Annotated in this window: 20 protein-coding genes; 13 read left to right on the plus strand and 7 right to left on the minus strand. The window is 74.2% G+C overall.

Translation table 11 applies throughout. The features are described from left to right. Positions 1-126: 126 nt before the first annotated feature. The 3 genes from fabG to B8281_RS11585 all read left to right on the plus strand — a co-directional run bounded on the left by fabG (position 127) and on the right by B8281_RS11585 (position 2293). Positions 127-852, plus strand: a complete 726-nt coding sequence (gene fabG, locus B8281_RS11575) for a 3-oxoacyl-ACP reductase FabG (protein ID WP_043653054.1) — start codon at positions 127-129, stop codon at positions 850-852. A gap of 122 nt (positions 853-974) precedes the next feature. Continuing rightward, entirely contained in the window at positions 975-1742 is a 768-nt protein-coding gene (gene fabI, locus B8281_RS11580; RefSeq protein ID WP_021483251.1) for an enoyl-ACP reductase FabI, read from the plus strand. Further along, positions 1739-2293: a histidine phosphatase family protein gene (locus B8281_RS11585; protein WP_076404699.1), complete on the plus strand. Its 555-nt coding sequence runs from the start codon at positions 1739-1741 to the stop codon at positions 2291-2293. The genes fabI and B8281_RS11585 overlap by 4 nt, the downstream gene beginning before the upstream one ends. Positions 2294-2363: 70 nt before the next feature. On the opposite strand, the gene serB is transcribed toward B8281_RS11585, so the two are convergent. Both serB and glgC read right to left on the minus strand, forming a co-directional pair. After that, positions 2364-2990, minus strand: a complete 627-nt coding sequence (gene serB, locus B8281_RS11590) for a phosphoserine phosphatase SerB (protein ID WP_085388734.1) — start codon at positions 2988-2990, stop codon at positions 2364-2366. A gap of 128 nt (positions 2991-3118) precedes the next feature. Beyond that, positions 3119-4360, minus strand: a complete 1242-nt coding sequence (gene glgC / locus B8281_RS11595) for a glucose-1-phosphate adenylyltransferase (protein ID WP_034655614.1) — start codon at positions 4358-4360, stop codon at positions 3119-3121. Positions 4361-4478: 118 nt separating this feature from the next. Here glgC and glgA point away from each other — a divergent pair, with 118 nt between their 5' ends. Both glgA and B8281_RS11605 read left to right on the plus strand, forming a co-directional pair. Beyond that, positions 4479-5690, plus strand: a complete 1212-nt coding sequence (gene glgA / locus B8281_RS11600; protein WP_085388735.1) for a glycogen synthase — start codon at positions 4479-4481, stop codon at positions 5688-5690. After that, positions 5687-6169 (plus strand): SRPBCC domain-containing protein, encoded by a 483-nt coding sequence (locus tag B8281_RS11605; protein WP_085387784.1) that lies wholly within the window; start codon positions 5687-5689, stop codon positions 6167-6169. Before glgA ends, B8281_RS11605 begins: the two co-directional genes overlap by 4 nt. A 50-nt stretch (positions 6170-6219) precedes the next feature. On the opposite strand, the gene B8281_RS11610 is transcribed toward B8281_RS11605, so the two are convergent. Next, a complete protein-coding gene (locus B8281_RS11610; protein WP_157446619.1) occupies positions 6220-7056 on the minus strand; it encodes a hypothetical protein in 837 nt (278 codons plus the stop codon). 27 nt (positions 7057-7083) lie between these two features. Here B8281_RS11610 and B8281_RS11615 point away from each other — a divergent pair, with 27 nt between their 5' ends. The 6 genes from B8281_RS11615 (at position 7084) to B8281_RS11640 (ending at position 14677) form a co-directional block, all read left to right on the plus strand. Further along, entirely contained in the window at positions 7084-7872 is a 789-nt protein-coding gene (locus B8281_RS11615; protein WP_021483599.1) for an ABC transporter ATP-binding protein, read from the plus strand. Positions 7873-7943: 71 nt separating this feature from the next. Then, positions 7944-8414 carry an NfeD family protein gene (locus tag B8281_RS11620; protein ID WP_306303300.1) on the plus strand — a complete coding sequence of 157 codons (471 nt, stop codon included), beginning with the start codon at positions 7944-7946 and terminating at the stop codon, positions 8412-8414. Between the two features lie 67 nt (positions 8415-8481). Next, the gene (locus B8281_RS11625; RefSeq protein WP_085387785.1) at positions 8482-9810 is read left to right on the plus strand and encodes an SPFH domain-containing protein; all 1329 of its coding nucleotides are present in this window, start codon (positions 8482-8484) and stop codon (positions 9808-9810) included. A gap of 162 nt (positions 9811-9972) precedes the next feature. Further along, positions 9973-10722 (plus strand): TetR/AcrR family transcriptional regulator, encoded by a 750-nt coding sequence (locus B8281_RS11630; RefSeq protein WP_198163059.1) that lies wholly within the window; start codon positions 9973-9975, stop codon positions 10720-10722. Positions 10723-10835: 113 nt separating this feature from the next. Then, complete coding sequence (locus tag B8281_RS11635) at positions 10836-12569, plus strand: ABC transporter ATP-binding protein (RefSeq protein WP_021483161.1); 1734 nt, start codon at positions 10836-10838, stop codon at positions 12567-12569. Then, positions 12566-14677 (plus strand): ABC transporter ATP-binding protein, encoded by a 2112-nt coding sequence (locus B8281_RS11640; RefSeq protein ID WP_085387787.1) that lies wholly within the window; start codon positions 12566-12568, stop codon positions 14675-14677. The genes B8281_RS11635 and B8281_RS11640 overlap by 4 nt, the downstream gene beginning before the upstream one ends. Before the next feature lie 74 nt (positions 14678-14751). Here the strand turns inward: B8281_RS11640 and B8281_RS11645 are convergent, their stop codons facing one another. From B8281_RS11645 to B8281_RS11655, 3 genes are all read right to left on the minus strand, one after another. Continuing rightward, positions 14752-15024 carry a metal-sensitive transcriptional regulator gene (locus B8281_RS11645; RefSeq protein WP_021482683.1) on the minus strand — a complete coding sequence of 91 codons (273 nt, stop codon included), beginning with the start codon at positions 15022-15024 and terminating at the stop codon, positions 14752-14754. A 262-nt stretch (positions 15025-15286) separates the two neighbouring features. After that, positions 15287-15646 (minus strand): rhodanese-like domain-containing protein, encoded by a 360-nt coding sequence (locus tag B8281_RS11650; protein WP_085387788.1) that lies wholly within the window; start codon positions 15644-15646, stop codon positions 15287-15289. Continuing rightward, on the minus strand, positions 15643-17409 hold the full coding sequence (locus B8281_RS11655) for an FAD-dependent oxidoreductase (RefSeq protein ID WP_085387789.1): 1767 nt from the start codon (positions 17407-17409) through the stop codon (positions 15643-15645). The genes B8281_RS11650 and B8281_RS11655 overlap by 4 nt, the downstream gene beginning before the upstream one ends. A 150-nt stretch (positions 17410-17559) precedes the next feature. On the opposite strand from B8281_RS11655, the gene B8281_RS11660 reads away from it, so the two are divergent. Further along, positions 17560-18615 (plus strand): phosphodiester glycosidase family protein, encoded by a 1056-nt coding sequence (locus tag B8281_RS11660; RefSeq protein ID WP_085387790.1) that lies wholly within the window; start codon positions 17560-17562, stop codon positions 18613-18615. Beyond that, positions 18615-19763 (plus strand): glycosyltransferase, encoded by a 1149-nt coding sequence (locus B8281_RS11665; RefSeq protein WP_085387791.1) that lies wholly within the window; start codon positions 18615-18617, stop codon positions 19761-19763. The genes B8281_RS11660 and B8281_RS11665 overlap by 1 nt, the downstream gene beginning before the upstream one ends. Here the strand turns inward: B8281_RS11665 and B8281_RS11670 are convergent. Then, positions 19687-22578 carry a cation-transporting P-type ATPase gene (locus tag B8281_RS11670; RefSeq protein ID WP_085387792.1) on the minus strand — a complete coding sequence of 964 codons (2892 nt, stop codon included), beginning with the start codon at positions 22576-22578 and terminating at the stop codon, positions 19687-19689. The two genes, B8281_RS11665 and B8281_RS11670, sit on opposite strands and share 77 nt — an antisense overlap. Between the last annotated feature and the right edge of the window lie 74 nt (positions 22579-22652).

Raw genomic sequence — 22652 nt, forward strand, 5'->3', positions numbered from 1 at the left:
GGCCCGCGCACGGTACGGTCGGTGCGGCGCCGTCGCGCCGGGCCCGGCAGGGCCCACCCGGCACCGGCCGTGCGGGACCCGTCCCCGGCCGCCGCCGACCCACCCGACCGTCCCGAGGAGCCGCACGTGTCCGAAGCCACCGCCCCCGCCCCGCGCACCGTCGTCGTCACCGGCGCGAACCGGGGCATCGGCCGTGCCATCGCCGAGCGCTTCGTCGCGAACGGCGACCGCGTCGCGACCGTCTACCGCGGCGGTGACCTGCCCGCGGGCGTCTTCGGCGCCGTGGCGGACATCACCGACACCGCCGCCGTCGACGCCGCGTTCTCCGAGATCGAGAAGGAGCTCGGCCCGGTCGAGGTGCTCGTCGCGAACGCGGGCGTCACGCACGACCAGCTCCTGCTGCGGATGACGGACGAGGACTTCGAGTCCGTGATCGACGTCAACCTCACCGGCACGTTCCGCTGCGTGCGCCGGGTGACGAAGGGCATGATCCGGCTGCGCCGCGGGCGCATCGTGCTCGTGTCGTCCGTGATCGGCCTCTACGGCGGCGCGGGCCAGGTCAACTACGCCGCCTCGAAGGCCGCGCTCGTGGGCATGGCGCGCTCGATCACGCGCGAGCTCGGGTCGCGCAACATCACGGCGAACGTCGTGGCGCCCGGGTTCATCGACACCGCGATGACCGCCGAGCTCCCCGAGGAGCGCCAGGCCGCGTACAAGTCCGCCATCCCTGCGGGCCGGTTCGCCCAGGCGGACGAGGTCGCCGGGGTCGTGCAGTTCCTCGCGTCCGACGACGCGGCGTACGTCTCGGGGGCCGTGATCCCCGTCGACGGCGGCCTCGGCATGGGCCACTGACCGCACCCCGCGGCGCCTCGCGCGCCCGTCCCGCGGCGCCGTCACCGACGCGCCCGCCCCACCTCTCTTTCAGTACGCTCGCCTCAGCGCGCCCACAGCGGGCGCACGACGGAAGGAAACCGATGGGTCTGCTCGATGGCAAGAAGCTCCTCGTCACGGGAGTGCTCACCGACTCCTCGATCGCGTTCCACGCGGCGCGGCTCGCGCAGGAGGAGGGTGCCGAGGTCGTGCTCTCCTCGTTCGGCCGCCAGATGAAGCTCACGCAGGCCTTCGCGAAGCGCCTGCCGGTCGAGGCGCCCGTCGTGCAGCTCGACGTCACGAACGACGACGACCTCGCCGGCCTCGCGGACGCGGTGCGCGAGCACACGGACCGCCTCGACGGCGTCGTGCACTCCATCGGCTTCGCGCCGCAGAGCGTCATGGGCGGCAACTTCCTCTCCGGCACCTGGGAGGACGTGGCGACCGCGCTCCAGGTCTCGACGTTCTCCTACAAGTCGCTCGCGGTCGCGGCGAAGCCGCTCATGACCGACGGCGGCGCCGTCGTCGGCCTCACGTTCGACGCGCAGTTCGCCTGGCCGGTCTACGACTGGATGGGCGTCGCGAAGGCGGGCCTCGAGTCCGCGAACCGCTACCTCGCGCGCGACCTCGGCCCCGACGGCATCCGGGCCAACCTCGTCTCCGCGGGCCCGATCCGCACCACGGCGGCGAAGTCCATCCCGGGCTTCGCGCAGATGGAGGACGCCTGGCCGAACCGGGCGCCCCTCGGCTGGGACCAGACGACGGCGGAGCCCGCCGCGCGCGCGGTCGTCGCGCTCCTGTCCGACTGGTTCCCGGCGACGACCGGCGAGATCGTGCACGTCGACGGCGGCGTGCACGCCATGGGGCAGTGACCGCGGAGGAGCGCAACGGCGCGCAGACCCCCGACGGCGGCACGCGCCGCCTCGTCCTGCTGCGCCACGCGAAGGCCGAGCCCGGCGGCGGGAGCGTCGACGACGTGCTGCGCCCCCTCGCGCTGAACGGCCGCCGGCAGGCGGTGCGCGTCGGCGCGGCGCTGCGCGAGACGGGGCTCGTCCCCGAGCGCGTGCTGTGCTCCTCCGCGCTGCGCACGCGTCAGACGTGGGAGCTCCTGTCGGCGCACCTGGGCGACGTCGCGCCCGACGTGCTCGTGAGCGACGGCCTCTACGCGGCCGACGTCGCCGACGTCCTGGACCTCCTGCGCACCACGGACCCGCGGGTCCGCACGCTGCTCGTCGTCGGGCACGAGCCCACGATGGCGGCCACCGCGTCGTACCTGGCGGACCCGGCGTCCGACGGCGGCGCGCTCGCCCAGGTGCGCGTCGGCGTGCCGACCGCGACGTACTCGGTGCTGGAGTCCGGGGCGTCGTGGGACGCGTGGGAGCCGCAGGCCGCCCTGCTGACCTACGTGGGCCGCCCGTCCTGACCCGGTCCCGGCGCACCCGCACGACAGAGCCCTGGCACCCCACGGTGCCAGGGCTCTCGTGCGTCCGGCGTCAGCGCGCGGCGTCGACCTGGTCGACGACCGCGAGCACCGCGTCGAGACGCGGTCCGTCGACGCCGTAGGGCGCCTGCTCGCGCACGACGGGCTTGGCCCCGAACGCGATGCCGACGCCCGCGGCGCCGATCATGTCGAGGTCGTTCGCGCCGTCGCCCACGGCGATGGTCGCGCTCATGGGCAGGCCGAGCTCGGCCGCGAACTCGCGCAGCGCGGCCTCCTTCGCCGCACGGTCGACCACTGGCCCGGTCGTGCGGCCCGTGAGCCGCCCGCCGGAGACCTCGAGCCGGTTCGCGCGGAAGCGCGTGATGCCGAGCTCGGCCGCGAGCCCGGCCACGACTTCCTCGAAGCCGCCCGAGACGAGCGCGACCTCCCAGCCGCGGCGCCGCGCCTCGGCGACGAGCTCACGGACGCCGGGGGTGAAGGTCGCGCGCTCGCGGACGTCGTCGAACGCCTCGACGGGCACGCCCGCGAGGGTCGCCACGCGCTCGCGCAGCGAGGCGCCGAAGTCGATCTCGCCGCGCATCGCGCGCTCGGTCACCGCGGCGACCTCGGTGCGCGTGCCGGCGTGGTCGGCGAGGAGCTCGATGACCTCCTGCTCGATGAGCGTCGAGTCGACGTCCATGACGAGGAGCCGCACGGGGGCGCTCGGCGGGTCGGGGGTCACGCGAGGGCTCCTCGGGCTGGCGGTCGCGGGCGGGGCAGGGCTCGGCGCGGCGTCGGGCACGTGCACGACGCCGGTCGGGGAAGGCGTCACTCGACGACCGTCCCCTTGGGGACGACCGTGATCCCGGACTCGGTGACCGTGAAGCCGCGCGCGCGGTCCTGCTCCGGGTCGAGGCCGATGCGGGCCTGCTCCCCGACGACGACGTTCTTGTCGATGATCGCGCGGTGCACCTGCGCGTGGCGGTGCACCTGCACGCCGTCCATGAGCACGGAGTCCGAGACGGACGACCACGAGTGCAGGTAGGTGCCGGGCGACAGGACGGAGCCGACCGCCGTCGCGCCCGAGATGATCACGCCGGGGGAGACGATCGAGTCCGCGGCGTGGCCCAGGCGGCCGCGCCCGGCGTGCACGAACTTCGCGGGCGGCAGACCGGTGTAGCCGGTGTGCAGCGGCCACTCCTCGTTGTAGAGGTTGAAGACCGGCGTGACGGCGATGAGGTCCTTGTTCGCGTCGTAGTACGAGTCGATCGTCCCCACGTCGCGCCAGTAGTCGCGGTCGCGGTCCGTCGAGCCCGGCACGTCGTTGCGGATGAAGTCGTAGACCGCCGCGGTGCCCTTCTCGACGAAGGCGGGCACGATGTCGCCGCCCATGTCGTGGCGGGAGTCCGCGTTCGCGGCGTCGGACGTGACGGCCTCGACCAGCGCGTCGGTGTCGATGACGTAGTTGCCCATCGAGGCGAGCACCTCGTCCGGGGAGTCAGCGAGGCCCACCGGGTCCGACGGCTTCTCGCGGAACGCGGCGATCTTCGTCGGGTCCTTCGGGTCGGTCTCGATGACGCCGAACTGGTCCGCCATCGAGATCGGCTGGCGGATGCCCGCGACGGTGAGCTGCGCGCCGGACTCGACGTGCGCGTCGACCATCTGGGAGAAGTCCATGCGGTACACGTGGTCCGCGCCCACGACCACGACGATGTCCGGACGCTCGTCGTCGATGATGTTGAGGCACTGGTAGATCGCGTCCGCGCTGCCGAGGTACCAGTGCTTGCCGACGCGCTGCTGCGCGGGCACCGGCGCGACGTAGTTGCCGAGCAGCGACGACATGCGCCACGTCTTCGTGATGTGCCGGTCGAGGCTGTGCGACTTGTACTGCGTGAGCACGATGATGTGCAGGTAGTGCGAGTTCACGAGGTTGGACAGCGCGAAGTCCACGAGGCGGTAGATGCCCCCGAACGGCACCGCGGGCTTGGCCCGTGAGGCGGTGAGCGGCATGAGGCGCTTGCCCTCGCCCCCGGCGAGGACGATGGCGAGGACTCGGGGTGCGGCGGCCATGCCCAGACGGTAGCCCCTCGGGGCGGGACCACGCAGCAGGACCCGCATCCTGGGCGCGGGTCGCGTCGGCCCCGCCCACCGGGGGTCGGCGGCGGGCGACTCGGTTACGGTGTGGCGCGTGAGAGTCGACCTCCTGACCCGTGAGTACCCGCCGCACGTCTACGGCGGGGCCGGCGTGCACGTCGCCGAGCTGTCCGCGGTGCTGCGGCGCCACGTCGACGTGCGCGTGCGCTGCTTCGACGGCCCGCGCGGCGACGACGGCGTGACCGGGTACTCCGTGCCCGGCGTCCTGTCCGGGGCGAACGCCGCGCTCGGCACGTTCGGCGTCGACCTGCAGATGGCGGACGACGTTGCGGGCGCCGACCTCGTGCACTCGCACACCTGGTACGCGAACCTCGGGGGCCACCTCGCGGGGCTGCTGCACGGCGTCCCGCACGTGCTGTCCGCGCACTCGCTCGAGCCGCTGCGGCCGTGGAAGGCGGAGCAGCTCGGCGGCGGGTACGCGCTGTCGTCGTGGGCGGAGCGCACCGCGTACGAGGGTGCGGCGGGGATCGTCGCGGTCTCCGGCGGGATGCGCGACGACATCCTGCGCGTCTACCCGCAGGTCGACCCGGCGAAGGTGCACGTCGTGCACAACGGGATCGACCTCGACGGCTGGCGCCGCCCCGAGCCCGGCGTGCAGCAGGACGTCGCCGACCGCGTCGTGCGCGACCTGGGGATCGACCCGGGGCGGCCTGCCGTGGTGTTCGTCGGGCGGATCACGCGCCAGAAGGGGCTGCCGTACCTGCTGCGGGCCGCGCGCTCGCTGCCCGACGACGTCCAGCTCGTCCTGTGCGCGGGCGCTCCGGACACCCCGGAGATCGCCGCGGAGGTGAGCGGCGCCGTCGCCGAGCTGCAGGCCGAGCGCAGCGGGGTCGTCTGGATCGAGCAGATGCTGCCGCGCGCCGAGCTCGTCGCGGTGCTCGCCGCGTCGACCGTCTTCGTCTGCCCGTCCGTGTACGAGCCGCTCGGCATCGTCAACCTCGAGGCGATGGCCGTCGGGCTGCCCGTCGTCGGGACCGCCACGGGCGGCATCCCCGAGGTCGTGGACGACGGCGTCACCGGCCTCCTCGTGCCGATCGACCAGGCGGACGACGGCACGGGCACGCCGCTCGACCCCGACCGCTTCGTCGCCGACCTCGCCGCCGCCCTCACGCAGGTCGTGAGCGAACCCGAGCGGGCCGCCGCCATGGGCCGCGCGGCGCGGCAGCGCGTCGAGGACCACTTCGCGTGGGACGCGATCGGCGAGCGCACGCTCGAGGTCTACCGGACGGTGCTGGGGCAGTCGTGAGCACCGCGGGGAGCGACCGGGTCGACGAGGCGTCGCGCCTCGTCGCCGCCGCGCCCCGCGCCGTGTACCGCGCGCTCGTCGACCAGGACGCGCTCGCGGCCTGGCTCCCGCCCGACGGCATGACGGGGAGCTTCGAGCGCTTCGACCTGCGCCCCGGCGGCGGCTACCGCATGGTCCTCGCCTATGACGACCCGCAGGCCGACCCCGGGAAGACGGGCCAGGGGACCGACGTCGTCGACGTCGCCGTCGTGGACCTCGTCCCGGGTCGGAGCGTCGTGCAGGAGGTCGTCTTCGCCGCGGACGATTCGGCGTTCGCCGGGACCATGACGATGACGTGGATCGTCGAGCCGGTCGGGGACGGCGCGCGCGTCACGGTCCGCGCGACGGGCGTGCCGCCAGGCATCTCCCCGGCGGACCACGCCGCCGGGATGGCCTCCTCGCTCGCCCACCTCGACGCGTACGTGACGTCGCGCGCCTGACGGCCGACGCCGCGCGGACCGGGCCAGGCGGCGGCGGTCCGTGGCCCGGGTCAGGCGGTGGCGGTCCAGAACGTGGCGGCGCCCACGGCGTGGCGGGACGCGCGGTCGACCTCGCGCAGCGCGGTCGAGCGCTGGTCGGCCTGCCAGAGGTTGACGGCCCCGCCGTCGTCGGCGGTCGCGAGGTCGACGATCGCGCGCAGGCGCACGGCCTGCACGAGGACCTGGACGGCGCGCGGCGGGACGCCGGGCGGGAGCTGCCAGGTCGGGGCGCCGCCCGCGCGCAGGTCGGCGATGGCGCCCGCGGCGTCGTCGCGCCAGCGGGCGACGTCGAGCTCGTCGAGGGCGCGCGTGGCCAGCAGCAGCGCCGTGCGCAGGTCGCGCTCGGCCTCGGGGAGCGACCCGACGGCGCCGAGCACGCGGGCGCTCCACGGCCCGACCTGCGTGACGTGCCACGTGACGAGGTGGCCCGGCTCCAGGTCGCTGCCGAACTCCGTGACCTCGGGCACGATCGCCCACGACCCGGACGACGTCGTGACCACGACGCACTCGCCCGCGTCCGTCGCGCGTGCGGCGGCCTCGGGCGGGACGCCCGACACGTCGCCGGGGACGGGTGCGAGCGCGACGACCTCGCGCGCGTCGCCGGCCCACGCGCCCGCGAGGTCCGCGAGCCGGACGTCGCCGAGCGCCCCGGACACCACGTGCGGCTCGTCGTCGCGCTCCACGGCGCGCACGAGGCGGGCGGTCCCGTCGTCGTCGCCGAGGCGCGCGGCGCGCAGCCAGAGCGCGAGCAGGGCGCTGCGAGGGAGGGCGCCCGTGCTCGACGCGGAGCCGGGGCCCGGGGCGGGCTGCGGGGCGTCGTGCGGACCCCCGGACGAGTGTGAGACCACGACGGCCAACCTATAGGGTCGGTGACCATGAGCGCGGTTCTCGACCTGAAGGGCGTCACCGTCCGACGCCACCCCAAGACCATCCTCGACGCGGTGGACTGGCAGGTGAACGAGGGCGAGCGGTGGGTCGTGCTGGGCCGCAACGGCGCCGGCAAGACGACGCTCCTGCAGATCGCGTCCGCACGCATGCACCCCACGGCCGGCACGGCCGACGTCCTCGGCGAGCGGCTCGGCCGCGTCGACGTGTTCGAGCTGCGCCCGCGCGTCGGGCTCGCGTCCGCGGCCCTGGCCGACCGCATCCCCGGCGACGAGACCGTGCGCGACGTCGTGCTCACCGCCGCCTACGGCGTCACGGGCCGGTGGCGCGAGGAGTACGAGGAGTTCGACGCGCAGCGCGCGGACGACCTGCTCGCCGCGTTCGGCGTCGACCACCTCGCGGACCGCACCTTCGGCACGCTGTCCGAGGGGGAGCGCAAGCGCACGCAGATCGCGCGCGCCCTCATGACGGACCCGGAGCTCCTGCTGCTCGACGAGCCCGCCGCGGGCCTCGACCTCGGGGGCCGCGAGGAGCTCGTGGGCGCGCTCGCGGAGCTCGCGGGGGACCCGGCGTCGCCGGTCCTCGTGCTCGTCACGCACCACGTCGAGGAGATCCCGCCGGGCTTCACGCACGTCCTGCTGCTCAAGGACGGCGTCGTGCACACCGCCGGCCCGATCCGCGAGGTGCTCACCGCGGAGAACCTCAGCGACGCGTTCGGCGTGCCGCTGCTCGTCGCGCACGGCGGCGGCCGGTGGATGGCGCGCGCCGCGCGGGCGTGACCTCCACGCGACGTGCGCCGGGGGCGTGCACGGCGGGCGGAAGAACGGTAAAGTACGCGTAAAGCGCGCACGTGGGAACGGGGGTCGAGATGGACTGGCTGTGGTGGGTCGGAGCGGCACTGCTCCTCGGTCTCGTGGAGATCATCTCGCTCGACCTCGTGCTCATCATGCTCGCCGGGGGATCGCTCGCCGCGGCCGGCGTCAACGCCGCCGGCGGGCCGCTCTGGCTCCAGATCGTCGCGTTCGCGGTCGTGAGCGTCATCCTGCTCCTCACGCTGCGCCCGTGGCTCCTGCGGCACCTGCGCTCGCGCGTCCCGCTCACGGAGACGAACGTCGCGGCGCACGTCGGCCGCACGGCGCTCGCCGTCGACCGCGTGAGCGAGTTCGGCGGCCGCGTGAAGCTCGTCGGCGAGGTCTGGACCGCGCGGACCGAGCCCGACGCGCCGCAGATCCCCGTGGGCACGGAGGTGCGCGTCGTCCGGATCGACGGCGCGACGGCCGTCGTCGCGCCGCTGCCCGCCCAGCACCCCACCGGGTCGTGACCAGCCGGCACACCCGCACCGCGCCGCCGGGCGACCGGTCGCGCGACCGACGACCAGGAGGCAGTCGATGAACGATCCCAGTCCCGGAACGATCCTCGCGTACGTCGTCCTCGCGCTGATCCTGATCTTCGTGATCGTCGCGCTCGTCAAGGCGGTGCGCATCGTGCCGCAGGCGGTCGCGATCATCGTCGAGCGCCTGGGCCGGTACTCGCGCACGCTCGAGCCGGGCCTGCACCTCCTGGTGCCGTTCATCGACCGCGTCCGCGCCTCGGTGGACCTGCGCGAGCAGGTCGTGTCGTTCCCGCCGCAGCCGGTCATCACGTCCGACAACCTCGTGGTGAGCATCGACACGGTGATCTACTTCCAGGTCACCGAGCCGAAGTCCGCGGTCTACGAGATCGCGAACTACATCACCGCGATCGAGCAGCTCACCGTCACGACCCTGCGCAACGTCATCGGCTCGATGGACCTCGAGCAGACGCTCACGAGCCGCGACCAGATCAACGGCCAGCTCCGCGGCGTGCTCGACGAGGCGACCGGCCGCTGGGGCATCCGCGTGAACCGCGTCGAGCTCAAGTCGATCGACCCGCCGCCCAGCGTGCAGGGCTCCATGGAGCAGCAGATGCGCGCCGAGCGTGACCGCCGCGCCGCGATCCTCACCGCGGAGGGCGTCAAGCAGTCGCAGATCCTCACGGCCGAGGGTGAGAAGCAGGCGGCGATCCTCCGGGCCGAGGGTGACGCGCAGTCCCAGATCCTCCGGGCCGAGGGCGAGGCGCGCGCGATCCTCCAGGTCTTCGACGCCATCCACGAGGGCGACGCGGACCCGAAGCTGCTCGCCTACCAGTACCTCCAGATGCTCCCGCAGATCGCGAACGGCACGGCGAGCAAGCTGTGGGTCGTGCCGACGGAGTTCACGGCGGCGCTCGGCTCGATCGCCAAGGGGTTCGGCGGCGTGCCGGGGATCGACGGCGGGGGAGTGCCGAGCGGGGGCCCTGCCGAGGACGCGGAGGCGGCAGAGGCGAGCGCCGAGGCGCGTCGCGAGCGCGACCGTGACCGCGTGAAGTTCGGCGTCCCGTCGCTGACCGACCCCGCCGAGGCCCTGGCCGAGGCGCGGCGTCAGGCGGAGGCCGCGACCGCGGACGCGACGAGCTCGGGCACGCGGTCGGGCCTGCCGTTCGACCCGCAGACCGAGCGGGGCCAGCACCCGGGCGGCCCCGGCGAGCACCACGCGGCCGCGCCGGAGCCCGGGACCGCCACGCCGCGTCCGCTGGGCGGGCCGTCGCAGTACGCGCCGCCTCCGCAGCCGATCGTCGAGGACGCGCCGACCACGGACGAGCCCCCGCGCGACGAGCCGCCCGCCGGCGGCCCGCCGCCGTCCTTCTCGCCGCGGCACTGACGGGGCGCCACCGCGCAGCCCGAGCGGCCGCGGTGGCCCCGGCCACGCACGACGACGCCCCTGCACCCACCCGGGTGCGGGGGCGTCGTCGTGCCGCCCGCGGGAGGTTCGCCGGGAGCGGACGGCCTTGAGAGTGAGTGCTCACTCAGTTACCGTCGAGGCGTGGTCCCCGTCTCCGTGCCCTCCGACGCCCCGCCCGACGCTCCTCTCGACGCGCCCTCGGGCGCGCCGTCCGAGGCGCCCGCTCCGGAGCGCACGCGTGCGCGACCGCTCTCGCGCGAGGAGCGCCGCGACGCGATCGCCGCCGCGACGATCCCGCTGCTCGTCCAGCACGGCGCCGCCGTGACGACGCGCCAGATCGCCGACGCCGCGGGCGTCGCGGAGGGCACGCTGTTCCGCGCGTTCGCGGACAAGGACGAGATCCTCCACGCCGCGGTCGTGCGCTCGCTCGACCCGGCGCCCGCCGTCGCCGCGATCGGCACGCTCCCGGACGGCGACGGGCTGCGTCCGCTCGTCGTGAGCATCGTCGAGTTCCTGCTCGAGGCGCAGCGCGTCGGGATGCGCATCTTCGCCGCGGCGCACCAGGTGCTCGACCCGCACCGCGCGACGGCGGACCGCGCCGAGGCCGTGCGCCGGATGCGGGCCGGGGACGGCCGGGACGCTCGTCGGGCCGGGTTCGACGCCCGGGAGCGGTCGGCGCGCGAGATCGTCGCGGCGATCGAGAGCAAGCTCGCGGCGCACCGGACGCAGCTGCGCGTGGACCCGGCGCTGGCCGCGCGGGCGCTGTTCTCGCTCGTCTTCGGAAACGCCTTGCCGCACCTCTCGGGCGGTGACAGGCTCGACGCCGTGCAGCTCGCCGACCTCATCCTCGGCGGCATCGGGGCGGACGTCACGACCGACCCGTCGCCCTGACCGGCGGCCCGTCCACGACGCGCGCGCACCCTCGCCCGGTGCCGCCCGCCCCGCGCACCCGCGACCCGCGGCTCGCGCCCTCGTCCCGCAGCCCCCACCCGGACAGGAAGCCCATGCTCGTCAGCCTCTTGCGGACACGACTGCGTCCCTACCGGACGCCGATCGTCGTCCTCCTCGTGCTCCAGCTCCTCGCGACGCTCGCGTCGCTCTACCTGCCGAGCCTCAACGCCGACATCATCGACCAGGGCGTCACGCAGGGCGACACCGCCTACATCATGCGGACCGGCGGCCTCATGCTCCTCGTGAGCCTGGGCCAGGTCGTGTGCGCGGTCGCGGCCGTCTACTTCGGCGCGCGGGTCGCCATGTCGTTCGGCCGCGACGTGCGCGCCGGGCTGTTCACCAACGTGCAGCGCTTCTCGGCCCAGGAGATGGGCCAGTTCGGGGCGCCGTCCCTCATCACCCGCACGACGAACGACGTGCAGCAGGTGCAGATGCTCGTGCTGCTCTCGCTGACCATCATGGTCATGGCGCCGATCATGCTGGTCGGCGGCGTCGTCATGGCGCTGCAGGAGAACGTCGAGCTCTCCGGCCTGCTGCTCGTCATCGTGCCCGTCCTCGGGGTGAGCGTCGGGCTCATCATCTGGCGGATGGTGCCCTACTTCCGGCAGATGCAGAAGAAGATCGACGGCATCAACGCCGTGCTGCGCGAGCAGATCACCGGCATCCGCGTGATCCGCGCGTTCGTGCGCGAGCGTCGCGAGGCCGAGCGGTTCGACGTCGCGAACGACGCCCTGTTCGACGTCTCGCTCAAGGCGGGCAAGCTCATGGCGCTCATGTTCCCGACCGTCATGCTCGTCATGAACGCGTCGAGCATCGCGGTGCTGTGGTTCGGCGGGCGCCAGATCGACGCCGGCGACATGGAGGTCGGCGCGCTCACCGCGTTCCTGTCGTACCTCATGTACATCCTCATGGCCGTGATGATGTCGACGATGATGTTCATGATGGTGCCGCGCGCGGCCGTCTCCGCGGAGCGCATCACCGACGTCATGCAGACCCGCGCGACGGTCGTCGAGCCCGAGCGGCCCGTCGCCCTCACCACGCGGACGGGCCGTGTCGAGCTCGACGGCGTCGAGTTCCGCTACCCGGGGGCCGAGGAGCCCGTGCTCCACGACGTGTCGTTCGTCGCCGAGCCCGGGCGGACGACGGCGATCATCGGCTCGACCGGCTCCGGCAAGACCACGCTGCTCAACCTCGTCCCGCGGCTGTTCGACGTGACGGGCGGCGCCGTGCGGATCGACGGGACCGACGTGCGCGACCTCACCGGCGCAGACCTCGGCTCCCTCCTCGGCCTCGTGCCGCAGAAGGCCTACCTCTTCTCCGGGACGGTCGCCGACAACCTCCGCTACGGCCGACCGGACGCCACCGAGGAGCAGATGTGGGAGGCCCTCGAGGTGGCGCAGGCGCGCGACTTCGTCGAGGCGCTCGACGGCGGCCTCGACGCACCGGTCGCGCAGGGCGGCACGAACTTCTCGGGCGGGCAGCGTCAGCGGCTCGCCATCGCCCGCGCGATCGTGCGCGACCCGGCGGTCTACCTGTTCGACGACTCGTTCTCCGCGCTCGACTACGCGACGGACGCCCGCCTGCGCGCGGCGCTCGCGCCCCGCACCCGGCGCTCGACCGTGATCGTCGTGGCGCAGCGCGTCGCGACGATCCGGGGCGCCGACCAGATCCTCGTGCTCGACCACGGCCGCATCGTCGGTCGCGGCACGCACGCCGAGCTCCTCGAGTCCAACGAGACGTACCAGGAGATCGTCTACTCCCAGCTCTCGATCGAGGAGGCAGCATGAGCGGCGAGCAGGACGCCTCGCGCACGCCCGCGACGTCGGGCGACGGCGCTCCCGAGAACGGCGCACCCGCGGCGGGCGGCGGGCGCGACGTCGCCGCGACCCGGCTCGCGGGCCGACCCCGCGGTGGCGGCGGGCACGGCCCCATGGGCGGCATGGGCGTCCCCGGGGAGAAGGCGCTCGACTTCAAGGGCTCCCTGCGCCGGTTCGTGGGATCGCTGCGCCCCGAGCGCGTGCCGATCGTCGCCGTCGTGATCCTCGGCGTGGTGTCCGTGGCGCTCGCGGTCGCCGGGCCGAAGCTCCTCGGCAACGCGACGAACATCATCTTCGCCGGCGTCGTCGGCTCGCAGCTCCCGGCCGGCGTCACCCAGCAGCAGGCCGTCGAGGCGCTGCGGGCGCAGGGCCAGGACCAGGTCGCCGACCTGGTCTCCGGCGTGCCGGGGCTCGTGCCGGGGGAGGGCATCGACTTCACCGCGCTCGCGACCGTGCTCGCGTGGGTGCTCGCCGTGTACGTCGGCTCGTTCCTCTTCGGCTGGCTCCAGGGGCGCATCACGGCGATCGTCGTGCAGCGCACGGTCTACCGGCTGCGGGGCGAGGTGCAGGCCAAGCTGGCGCGCCTGCCGCTGTCGTACTTCGACCGCAACGCGCGCGGCGAGATCCTCTCGCGCGTGACGAACGACATCGACAACATCTCCCAGACGCTCACGCAGACGCTGTCGCAGCTCGTGACGTCGGTGCTCACGGTGGTCGGCGTGCTCGGTGTGATGTTCTGGATCTCGCCGCTGCTCGCGGTCGTCGCGCTCGTCACCGTGCCGCTGTCCGTGCTGGTCACGGCGCAGATCGCGAAGCGCTCCCAGCCGCAGTTCATCCGGCAGTGGGCCGCGACGGGCCGCCTCAACGCGCACATCGAGGAGATGTACACCGGCCACACGCTCGTCAAGGTGTACGGCCACCAGCAGGCCGCGATCGACGACTTCGAGCGCGAGAACGCGGCGCTCTACGACGCGAGCTTCCGCGCGCAGTTCATCTCGGGCACCATCCAGCCCGCGATGGGCTTCCTGGCGAACCTCAACTACGTGATCGTCGCGGTCGTGGGCGGCCTGCGGGTCGCGTCGGGCACGATGACCCTCGGCGACGTGCAGGCGTTCATCCAGTACTCGCGGCAGTTCACGCAGCCCATCACCCAGATCGCGTCGATGATGAACCTGCTCCAGTCGGGCGTCGCGTCGGCGGAGCGCGTGTACGACCTGCTCGACGCACAGGAGCAGACGCCGGACCCGTCGCCCGCGAAGACGGTCGACCCGGTGCGTGGCCGCGTCGCGTTCGAGGACGTCTCGTTCTCCTACGACCCGGACGTCCCGCTCATCGAGCACCTCGACCTCGTGGTGGAGCCGGGGCAGACGATCGCGATCGTCGGGCCGACGGGCGCGGGCAAGACGACGCTCGTCAACCTGCTCATGCGGTTCTACGACGTGGACGGGGGCCGGATCACGCTCGACGGCGTGGACACGCGGGACATGACGCGCGACGACCTGCGCTCCGACATCGGGATGGTCCTGCAGGACACGTGGCTCTTCCAGGGCACGATCGAGGAGAACCTGCGCTACGGCGTCCGCGACGGCCGCACCGTGGACGACGAGGCGTTCCTCGCCGCGACGCGTGCGACGCACGTCGACCCGTTCGTGCGCACGCTGCCCGACGGGTACGCCACGGTGATCGACGACGAGGGCTCGAGCGTGAGCGCGGGGGAGAAGCAGCTCCTCACCATCGCGCGCGCGTTCCTCGCCGACCCGGCGATCCTCGTGCTCGACGAGGCGACGAGCTCCGTGGACACGCGCACGGAGGTGCTCGTGCAGCAGGCGATGAACGCGCTGCGCGAGGGCCGCACGTCGTTCGTCATCGCGCACCGCCTGTCGACGATCCGCGACGCGGACACGATCCTCGTCATGGAGCACGGCTCGATCGTCGAGCAGGGGTCCCACGACGAGCTGCTCGCGGCCGGCGGCGCGTACGCCCGGCTGTACGAGAGCCAGTTCGCGGCGCCGCTCGACGCCGAGGCGGAGGACCCGGAGGGCGTGGTCGCTCCCGCGGGCGGTCCCGCGGGACGCTGACACGCCGCGGCCCGCACCGCGCCCACCCGAGGGGTGAGGCGAGGTGCGGGCCGCGTGCGTCCCGGCCGTCGCGCTCAGGCGAGCGAGAGGAAGAGCTTCTCGAGCTTGGCCACGTCGAGCGTCGGGTCCTCGCCGTCCTCGGTCGGCTCGGTGAGGCACTGGCGCATGCCGGACGCGATGATCGCGAACCCGGCCCGGTCCAGGGCGCGCGAGACGGCGGAGAGCTGCGTGACGACGTCCTCGCAGTCCCGCCCTTCGTCGAGCATGCGCACGACGGCCGCGAGCTGGCCCTGGGCGCGCTTGAGCCGGTTGGCGACCTTGCTCATGTCGGTGGGGTCGAGCTCCACGGTCGTCCTCCTGCGTTCGTCGGTGTTCTTGTCGGTTCTCGTCGCGGCGTGCCTGGTCAGGCGCAGGTGCAGCGCTGCTCGGGCGGCACCTCGGCCATGACCTCGTCGGCGTGCATGCCGCAGCCGGTCCAGGTGGTCTTGCCGCAGGTGCGGCACAGGGCGGGACTGCACATGGTGGGTCTCCTCGGGTGTGGGGGTCGATCGGGGGTGCGAGGGTCGGGGTTCGGCGGGGCCGGGGGCGGCCGTGCGTGGTGGCGCAGGATCAGCGTCGCACGGCTCCGCCCGCGGCCTGCCACGCGCCGAGCCCGCCGGACAGGCTCGTCGCGGCGTAGCCGAGCGAGCGGAGCTGGCGCGCCGCGGTGCGCGAGCGCATCCCCGACGCGCACACGACGACGACGGTCGCGCCGTCCTGCAGGCGCCGCGGCGCGACCGACGGGACGTCGGCGAGCGGTACGTGCACGGCCTGGGGCGCGTGCCCGGCGCGCCACTCGTCGCGCTCGCGCACGTCGAGGAGCGTCGCGCCGTCGCGGACGAGCTGCACCGCGGTGGTGGCGTCGACGGTCGGGCGCACGCCGCCGTCGTCGGAGGAGCGGGAGAACAGGCGGCGGAGGCGGTCGATCATGCGGGGACTCCTTCGAGGGTGCGCGCGGCGCGCGGCGTGGTGGTCAGGGTGAGCCAGCCGCCGGAGAGGTTGCGCGCGTCGAGCCCGGCGGCGAGCAGGACACGGGTCGCGAGGTAGGAGCGCACGCCGCTCGCGCAGTGCACGGCGACGTGGCGCCCCGCCGCGGCGGCGCGCACCTCGTCGAGCCGCTCGCGCAGCTCGGTGTGCGGCACGTTGAGGGCCCCGTCGAGGTGGCCCCCGGCGTGCTCGGCGCGCGACCGGACGTCGAGCACGAGCGAGGTCGCGACGACCTCGTCGAGGTCGGCCGCGTGCCACTGCGGCATCGTGCCGTCGAGCACGTTCTGGGCGACGAACCCCAGCATGTTGACGACGTCCTTGGCAGCGCCGTAGGGCGGGGCGTACGCGAGCTCGAGCTCGGCGAGGTCGTCGGCCGTGAGCCCGGCGCGCAGCGCGGTCGCGAGCACGTCGATGCGCTTGTCCACCCCCGCGCGGCCCACGGCCTGCGCGCCGAGCAGGCGGCCGTCGGGCGCGAAGCTCGCCGTCACGTGGACCGGCTCGGCGCCGGGGAACCAGCCGGCGTGGTGGGCCGCATGGACGCGCACCTGCTCGTGCACGACGTCGGCCGCCGCCAGGGTCGCGTGGCTCGGCCCGGTCACGGCGGCGGTGAGCCCGAACACGCGCACGATCGCCGTCCCGAGCACGGGCGCCTGCGGTGTCGTCCGGTGGCCCAGCATCGAGTCCGCGGCGCGCCGGCCCTGGCGGTTGGCCGGGCCGGCGAGCGGGACGGGGCCCGTCGCTCCGGTGACCGCGTGCACGACCTCGACGGCGTCGCCGACGGCCCACACGTGCGGGTCGGACGTGCGCTGGTCGGCGTCGACGCGGATCCCTCCGCGCTCCCCGAGCGCGAGCCCGGCCGCCGCCGCGAGGTCGCTCGCGGGCCGCACCCCGACGCTCACGAGCACCACGTCGGCGTCGAGGGCGTTGCCGTCCGTGAGCTCGAGCGCGACGGCGTGGTCCGCGCCCTCGGGCTGCGGCACGACGGCGCTCGCGGAGGTCCCGAGGTGGAGCCCGACGCCGTGGTCGCGGAGCTCGTCCGCGAGCAGCGGCGCGAGGTCGGGCTCCAGCGGCGGCAGCACCTGGTCGGCGCGCTCGACGACGTCGACCGTGAGGCCGCGGCCGACGAGCGCCTCCACGGCCTCGAGCCCGATGAAGCCCGCGCCGACGACGACGGCCCGCAGCGGGGCCGTGCGACCCGCGGCGACCTCCGCCTCGAGCTGCGCGAGCCGGGCCGACAGGGCGTCGAGGTCCGCCATGGTCCGCAGCGTGTGCACGGCCGGGTGGTCGAGGCCCGCGACGGGCGGGAGGACGGTGGTCGCGCCGGGCGCGAGGAGGAGCGCGTCGTAGCCGAGCTCGTACGTGCCGTCCTCGGCGGCGACGGTGACCGTGCGCGCCGCGCGGTCGACCGCGGTGACGCGGTGACGCGTGCGCACGTCGAGGTCGAGGCTCGCGCGGAGCGAGGCGGGCGTGTGCAGCAGGAGGGCGTCGCGCTCCGCGATCTCGCCCGCCACCTGGTACGGCAGGCCGCAGCCCGCGAACGAGACGTGGTCGGACTGCTCGAGCACGATGATCGACGCGCGCTCGTCGAGGCGGCGGGCGCGCGCGGCGGCGCTCATGCCGCCCGCGACGCCGCCGACGACGACGATGCGGCGGGCGCCGTCGGGGTCGGACGGGTGGGTCGTCGAGCCGGGGGGCGAGGGGATCATGCTCCGACGATACCCCCCGGGGTATCTGTCGACGCAAGCCGACGGGCTGAGAGGTCGGTCACGGGACGCCCCGGGAGCCGCGCGGCCGCTCACAGCGGACGGACAGCGGTGGCATCCGGACAGCACACGCCCGCTCCGTAGACACGGCCCATGAGCACCCCTGCCCCGCACCCCGCCCCTCCCGCCTCGTCCCCGCCGCCCGTGTCCCGACGCCGACGACGGTGGCGTGCCGCGATCGTCACGGCCCTTGCCGTGCTGCTCCCGCTGGGTGGCGCCACGGCGTGGGCGCTGGACCGGTTCGTCGTCGAGCACGTCGAGATCGCCGACGTGTCGGCGTACGAGGCCTCGCAGGGTCTCGACGTGAGCGGGGCGTCGGGCCAGGGGGCGACCGCGGACGATGGCGCGGGCGCCTCGACCGGGACCTCGGCGGGCACCTCCGCGGGCACCGGGACGGTCGACGGCGACACGTACACGTCCGACAGCACGATCATCACGGTCTCCCGGGTGACCACCGGGTCGGGGGACGACACCCTGACGTACTACGTGGCCGACGTCGTGCTCTCCGACATGACGGACCTGCGCTCCGCGTTCGCGCAGGACGCGTTCGGCACGAACATCACGGAGACGACGTCGGACATCGCTGCCGACAACGGCGCCGTCCTCGCGGTCAACGGCGACTACTACGGGTTCCGTGACACCGGCATCGTCATCCGCAACGGCGTCGTGTACCGGGACGAGGGCGCGCGCGAGGGCCTCGCGATCTACCGCGACGGCCACGTCGAGGTCTACGACGAGACGACGACCGACGCGCAGAGCCTCGTCGACGCCGGGGTGTGGAACACGCTGTCGTTCGGGCCCGCGCTCGTCGAGGACGGCGAGGTCGTGGCCGGGATCGACGACGTCGAGGTCGACACGAACGTCGGGAACCACTCGATCCAGGGCGAGCAGCCGCGTACGGCGATCGGGGTCGTCGACGAGAACCACCTCGTCCTCGTCGTCGTGGACGGCCGTCAGGAGGGCTACTCGCGCGGCGCGACGACGACCGAGCTCGCCGGGATCCTGCAGGACCTCGGCGCGAAGACCGCCTACAACATCGACGGCGGCGGGTCCTCGACACTCTGGTTCGACGGCGAGGTCGTCAACAGCCCGTCGCAGGGTCGTGAGCGTGGCACGTCCGACGTCCTCTACGTCGCGGACGGTGCCTGATGGCCGCCGCGACCACGCGCGAGCAGCCCGCGGACCCGGCGACGAGCGTCGCGCGGACCGCCGTCGTGGTGCCTGCGTACCAGCCCGACGCGCGGCTCGTCGCGCTCGTCGACGCGCTGCGGGCGGCCGTCCCCGAGTCGCCGGTCGTGGTGGTCGACGACGGCAGCGACCGGCGGTGCGGGGGAGTGTTCCGCGCGGTGCGGGCGCTGGGCGCCGTGGTGCTCACCGTCCCGGTGAACCGTGGGAAGGGCTACGCGCTGCGGACCGGGATCCGGTGGGTGCGCGACCGGCTGCCCGGCCACGGCGTGGTGTGCGCCGACGCGGACGGGCAGCACACCGTGGTCGACGTGCTGCGGGTCGCTGCGCGCTCGCAGGCCGAGCCCGAGGCCGTCGTGCTCGGCGCGCGGCGCTTCGCGGGCGACGTGCCGGTGCGCAGCCGCATCGGCAACGCCGCGACCCGCTGGGCGTTCGCCGCGACGACCGGCACGCGTGTCCGGGACACCCAGACCGGGCTGCGCGCCTACGGGCCGGGCCTGCTCGGCGATCTCCTCGCCGTGCGCGGGGACCGGTACGAGTACGAGCTGCGCGCGCTCCTCGAGGCGACCCGCGCGGGCCGCCGGATCGTCGAGGTGGACGTCGCGACGGTGTACCTCGACGACAACGCGTCCTCGCACTTCCGGCCCGTCGCCGACTCGCTGCGCGTGTGGGCGCCGCTGCTGCGGTTCGCGGCGTCGTCGCTCGGTTCGGCCGCGGTCGACGTCGTCGCGCTGCTCGCGCTGCACGCGGGCACCGGGTCGCTCCTCGCGGCCGTGGTGGGCGCGCGCCTGCTCAGCGCGGGCGTGAACTTCGCCGTGAACCGCCGCCTGGTGTTCCCGGGCGGGCGCGATCTCCCGCTGCGCGTCGCGGCGGCCCGGTACGTGGCGCTCGCGGCCGTGCTGCTCGCGGCGAGCTACGGGCTGCTCGCGCTGCTGACCGGGATCGGCCTGCCGCTCCTCGCGGCCAAGGTCGGCACCGACGCCGTGCTCGTCGCGACGAGCTACGAGGTGCAGCGGCGCGTGGTGTTCGCGCCTCTCAGCGCTGACCGGCGTCCCGCTCGACGAGGGCGGGCACGTGGTCGCGCGCCGTCCAGCGCCGGCCGACCCACTTGATGACCTCGACGAGCAGGAAGACGACGAGCGCGAGCCCGAGCGTCTTGCCCCACTCCGCGAGCGCGATGGGCGCCGAGTCGAACCACGAGTGCATGAACGGTGCGTAGACGAAGACGGCCTGCAGCGCGAGCAGCGTCGCCGCCGAGACCCAGACGACCCGGTTGCCGCGCAGCACGTCAAGCGTGAGGCTCGACCGGTCGAGGAACCGGCAGTTGAACAGGTAGGCGAGCTGGCCGAGCGCGAGCATCGTGACAGCCGTCGTCTGGGCCTCGGCGAGCGGGACGCCCTGCGCCCGCTCGACGTAGAACAGCAGGATGGTCGCGCCGCCGATGAGGAGCGACACGAGCAGGATGCGGCGCACGTACGCGCCGTCGAGGATCGACGCCTTCGGGTCGCGCGGGGCGCGGCGCATGACGTCGGGCTCCGCCTTCTCGTACGCGAGCGCGAGCGACAGCGTGACCGCGGTGATCATGTTGATCCACAGCACCTGGACCGGCTGGAGCGGCAGGGTGAGGCCGAACAGGACCGCGACGAGGATGACGAGCGACTGCGCGCCGTTGGTCGGGAGCAGGAACAGGACGGACTTGCGGATGTTGTCGTAGATCCGCCGCCCCTCCTTCACGGCCCGCTCGATGGTCGCGAAGTTGTCGTCGGCGAGCACGACCTCCGCGGCCTCCTTGGTCGCCTCGGTGCCCTTGATGCCCATCGCGACGCCGACGTCCGCCTGGGTGAGCGCGGGGGCGTCGTTGACGCCGTCGCCCGTCATCGCGACGACCTCGCCGTGCGACTGGAGCGCGGACACGATGCGGATCTTGTGCTCAGGGCTCGTGCGCGCGTACACGTCGACGTCGCGCACCACCTGGCGCAGCTTCTCCGTGCTCATCTCCTCGAGCTCGGGGCCGGTGAGCACGGCCGGCGCGGACGAGCCGTCGTGGGCGTCGACGATGCCCATCTCGCGGCCGATCGCGAGCGCGGTGCCCGCGTGGTCGCCGGTGATCATCTTCACGCGGATGCCCGCGTCGCGGCACTCGGCGATGGCCTCGATCGCCTCGGGGCGCGGCGGGTCCACGATGCCGACGAGCCCGCACAGCTCCAGGCCGTCCGCGACGTCGGCGACGTCGAGGTCCGCCGTGCCCTCGGCGGCCGGGCGTCGCGCGGCTGCCAGCACGCGCAGACCCTGCCCGCCGAGCGCGTCGATCTGCGCGTCCCAGAACGCCCGGTCGAGCGGCTCGCTGCCGCCGTCCAGGTCGAGCTGGGTCGCGCAGCGGTCCAGGACGCGGTCGGGCGCGCCCTTGACGTGCACGTGCAGGCCGCCGTCGGGGTCGGCGTCGAGCGTGGCCATGAACTTGTTCTCGGACTCGAACGGCACGACGGCGACGCGCCGCCACCCCGTCGGGTCGACGCCGGCCTTCATGCCGAGCGTGCGCAGCGCCCCCTCCGTCGGCTCGCCGACGAGCCGCCAGCCGTCGGTGTCCTCGCCGTCGGGCACGATCCGCGCGTCGTTGCACAGCATCATGACCGTCGCGAGGGCCGCGAGGTCGCGGTCGTCGGCGAGGTCCGCGTGCCGGGTGCCCGACGCCGGTCCCTCGCCCGCGCCGTCCACCTCGCCGGGTGCGCCGGTCGCCCCGGGGCGGGGTGCGTCGTCGGGCACGGTCACGTCTCCCACGGGCGCGTACCCCGCGCCCGCGACCGCGAACGTGCGCCCGCTCGTGCGGACCGTGCGCGCCGTCATCTCGTTCTTGGTGAGCGTGCCGGTCTTGTCCGAGCAGATCGTGGTCACCGAGCCGAGCGTCTCGACCGCGGGGAGCTTGCGCGTGATCGCGCGGCGCCGGGCCATCTGCTGCACCCCGAGCGCGAGCGTGATCGTCACGAGCGCGGGCAGGCCCTCCGGCACCGCGGCGACCGCGAAGCCGATGGACGCCGAGATGAGCTCCGGGACGGTGAAGTCGTGGAAGACGCGGCCGATGATCACCATGACGACGGCCATCGCGAGGATGAGCACCGCGAGCAGCTTGCCGAACCGGTCGAGCTGGCGCGTCAACGGCGTCGCGAGGCTGCGGACCTCGGAGATCATCGTCTGGATCCGGCCGATCTCGGTCGCCGTCCCGGTCGCGGTGACGACGCCCACGCCCTGGCCCGCGGCCACGAGCGTGCTCGAGAAGAGCATGCTCGACCGGTCGCCCACGCCCGCGTCCGCCCCGACCGGGGCCACCGACTTTGCCGCCGCGACCGACTCGCCCGTGAGCGCCGACTCCTCGACGCGCAGGTTCGTCGCCTGGATCAGCCGGACGTCCGCGGGCACGCGGTCGCCCGAGCGCACGCGCACGACGTCGCCGGGCACGACGTCGTCGGCGTCCACGCGGGCCCACGCACCGTCGCGCCGCACCTCGGCGTTGACGGACAGCATGTTCCGGATGCCCTCGAGCGCGCTCTCCGCGCGCCCCTCCTGGATGAACCCGATCGCCGCGTTGATCACCGCGACCGCGAGGATCACCGTGAAGTCGACCCAGTCGCCGAGGATCGCCTTGAGCACGGCCGAGACGAGCAGGATGTAGATGAGGATGTCGTCGAAGTGGACGAGGATCCGCTTCCACAGCGGGTCGCGCTGCGGCGGCGGCAGCCGGTTGGGCCCCACCTCCGCGAGCCGTGTCGCGGCGTCGGCGCTGGAGAGGCCGCCTGCGTCCGTGCCGAGCTCGGCGAGGACGGCGTCGGGCGGGCGCGACCACGGCGCGTCGAGCGACCGCTCGGTCGTGCTCGCCGAGGTCGAGGAGGCCGCCGTGGCGGGGGTCGGTGCAGCGTCCGGCGCGGATCCCATGCCCCTATTCGACCCCCGATGCCCGGATCGCGCGAGGGGCGAAGGACCGTGACCCGCGACACGCCAGCGGCGAG

Source organism: Cellulosimicrobium sp. TH-20 (assembly GCF_002105775.1).
Taxonomy (GTDB): domain Bacteria; phylum Actinomycetota; class Actinomycetes; order Actinomycetales; family Cellulomonadaceae; genus Cellulosimicrobium; species Cellulosimicrobium funkei.

Bases quoted from the DNA above. Each gene is read 5' to 3' on its own strand.
- fabI (WP_021483251.1), top strand. From the start codon at position 975: ATGGGTCTGCTCGATGGCAAGAAGCTCCTCGTCACGGGAGTGCTCACC.
- serB (WP_085388734.1), bottom strand. From the start codon at position 2,990: ATGGACGTCGACTCGACGCTCATCGAGCAGGAGGTCATCGAGCTCCTC.
- glgC (WP_034655614.1), bottom strand. From the start codon at position 4,360: ATGGCCGCCGCACCCCGAGTCCTCGCCATCGTCCTCGCCGGGGGCGAG.
- B8281_RS11615 (WP_021483599.1), top strand. From the start codon at position 7,084: ATGAGCGCGGTTCTCGACCTGAAGGGCGTCACCGTCCGACGCCACCCC.
- B8281_RS11625 (WP_085387785.1), top strand. From the start codon at position 8,482: ATGAACGATCCCAGTCCCGGAACGATCCTCGCGTACGTCGTCCTCGCG.
- B8281_RS11635 (WP_021483161.1), top strand. From the start codon at position 10,836: ATGCTCGTCAGCCTCTTGCGGACACGACTGCGTCCCTACCGGACGCCG.
- B8281_RS11640 (WP_085387787.1), top strand. From the start codon at position 12,566: ATGAGCGGCGAGCAGGACGCCTCGCGCACGCCCGCGACGTCGGGCGAC.
- B8281_RS11650 (WP_085387788.1), bottom strand. From the start codon at position 15,646: ATGATCGACCGCCTCCGCCGCCTGTTCTCCCGCTCCTCCGACGACGGC.
- B8281_RS11655 (WP_085387789.1), bottom strand. From the start codon at position 17,409: ATGATCCCCTCGCCCCCCGGCTCGACGACCCACCCGTCCGACCCCGAC.
- B8281_RS11660 (WP_085387790.1), top strand. From the start codon at position 17,560: ATGAGCACCCCTGCCCCGCACCCCGCCCCTCCCGCCTCGTCCCCGCCG.
- B8281_RS11665 (WP_085387791.1), top strand. From the start codon at position 18,615: ATGGCCGCCGCGACCACGCGCGAGCAGCCCGCGGACCCGGCGACGAGC.
- B8281_RS11670 (WP_085387792.1), bottom strand. From the start codon at position 22,578: ATGGGATCCGCGCCGGACGCTGCACCGACCCCCGCCACGGCGGCCTCC.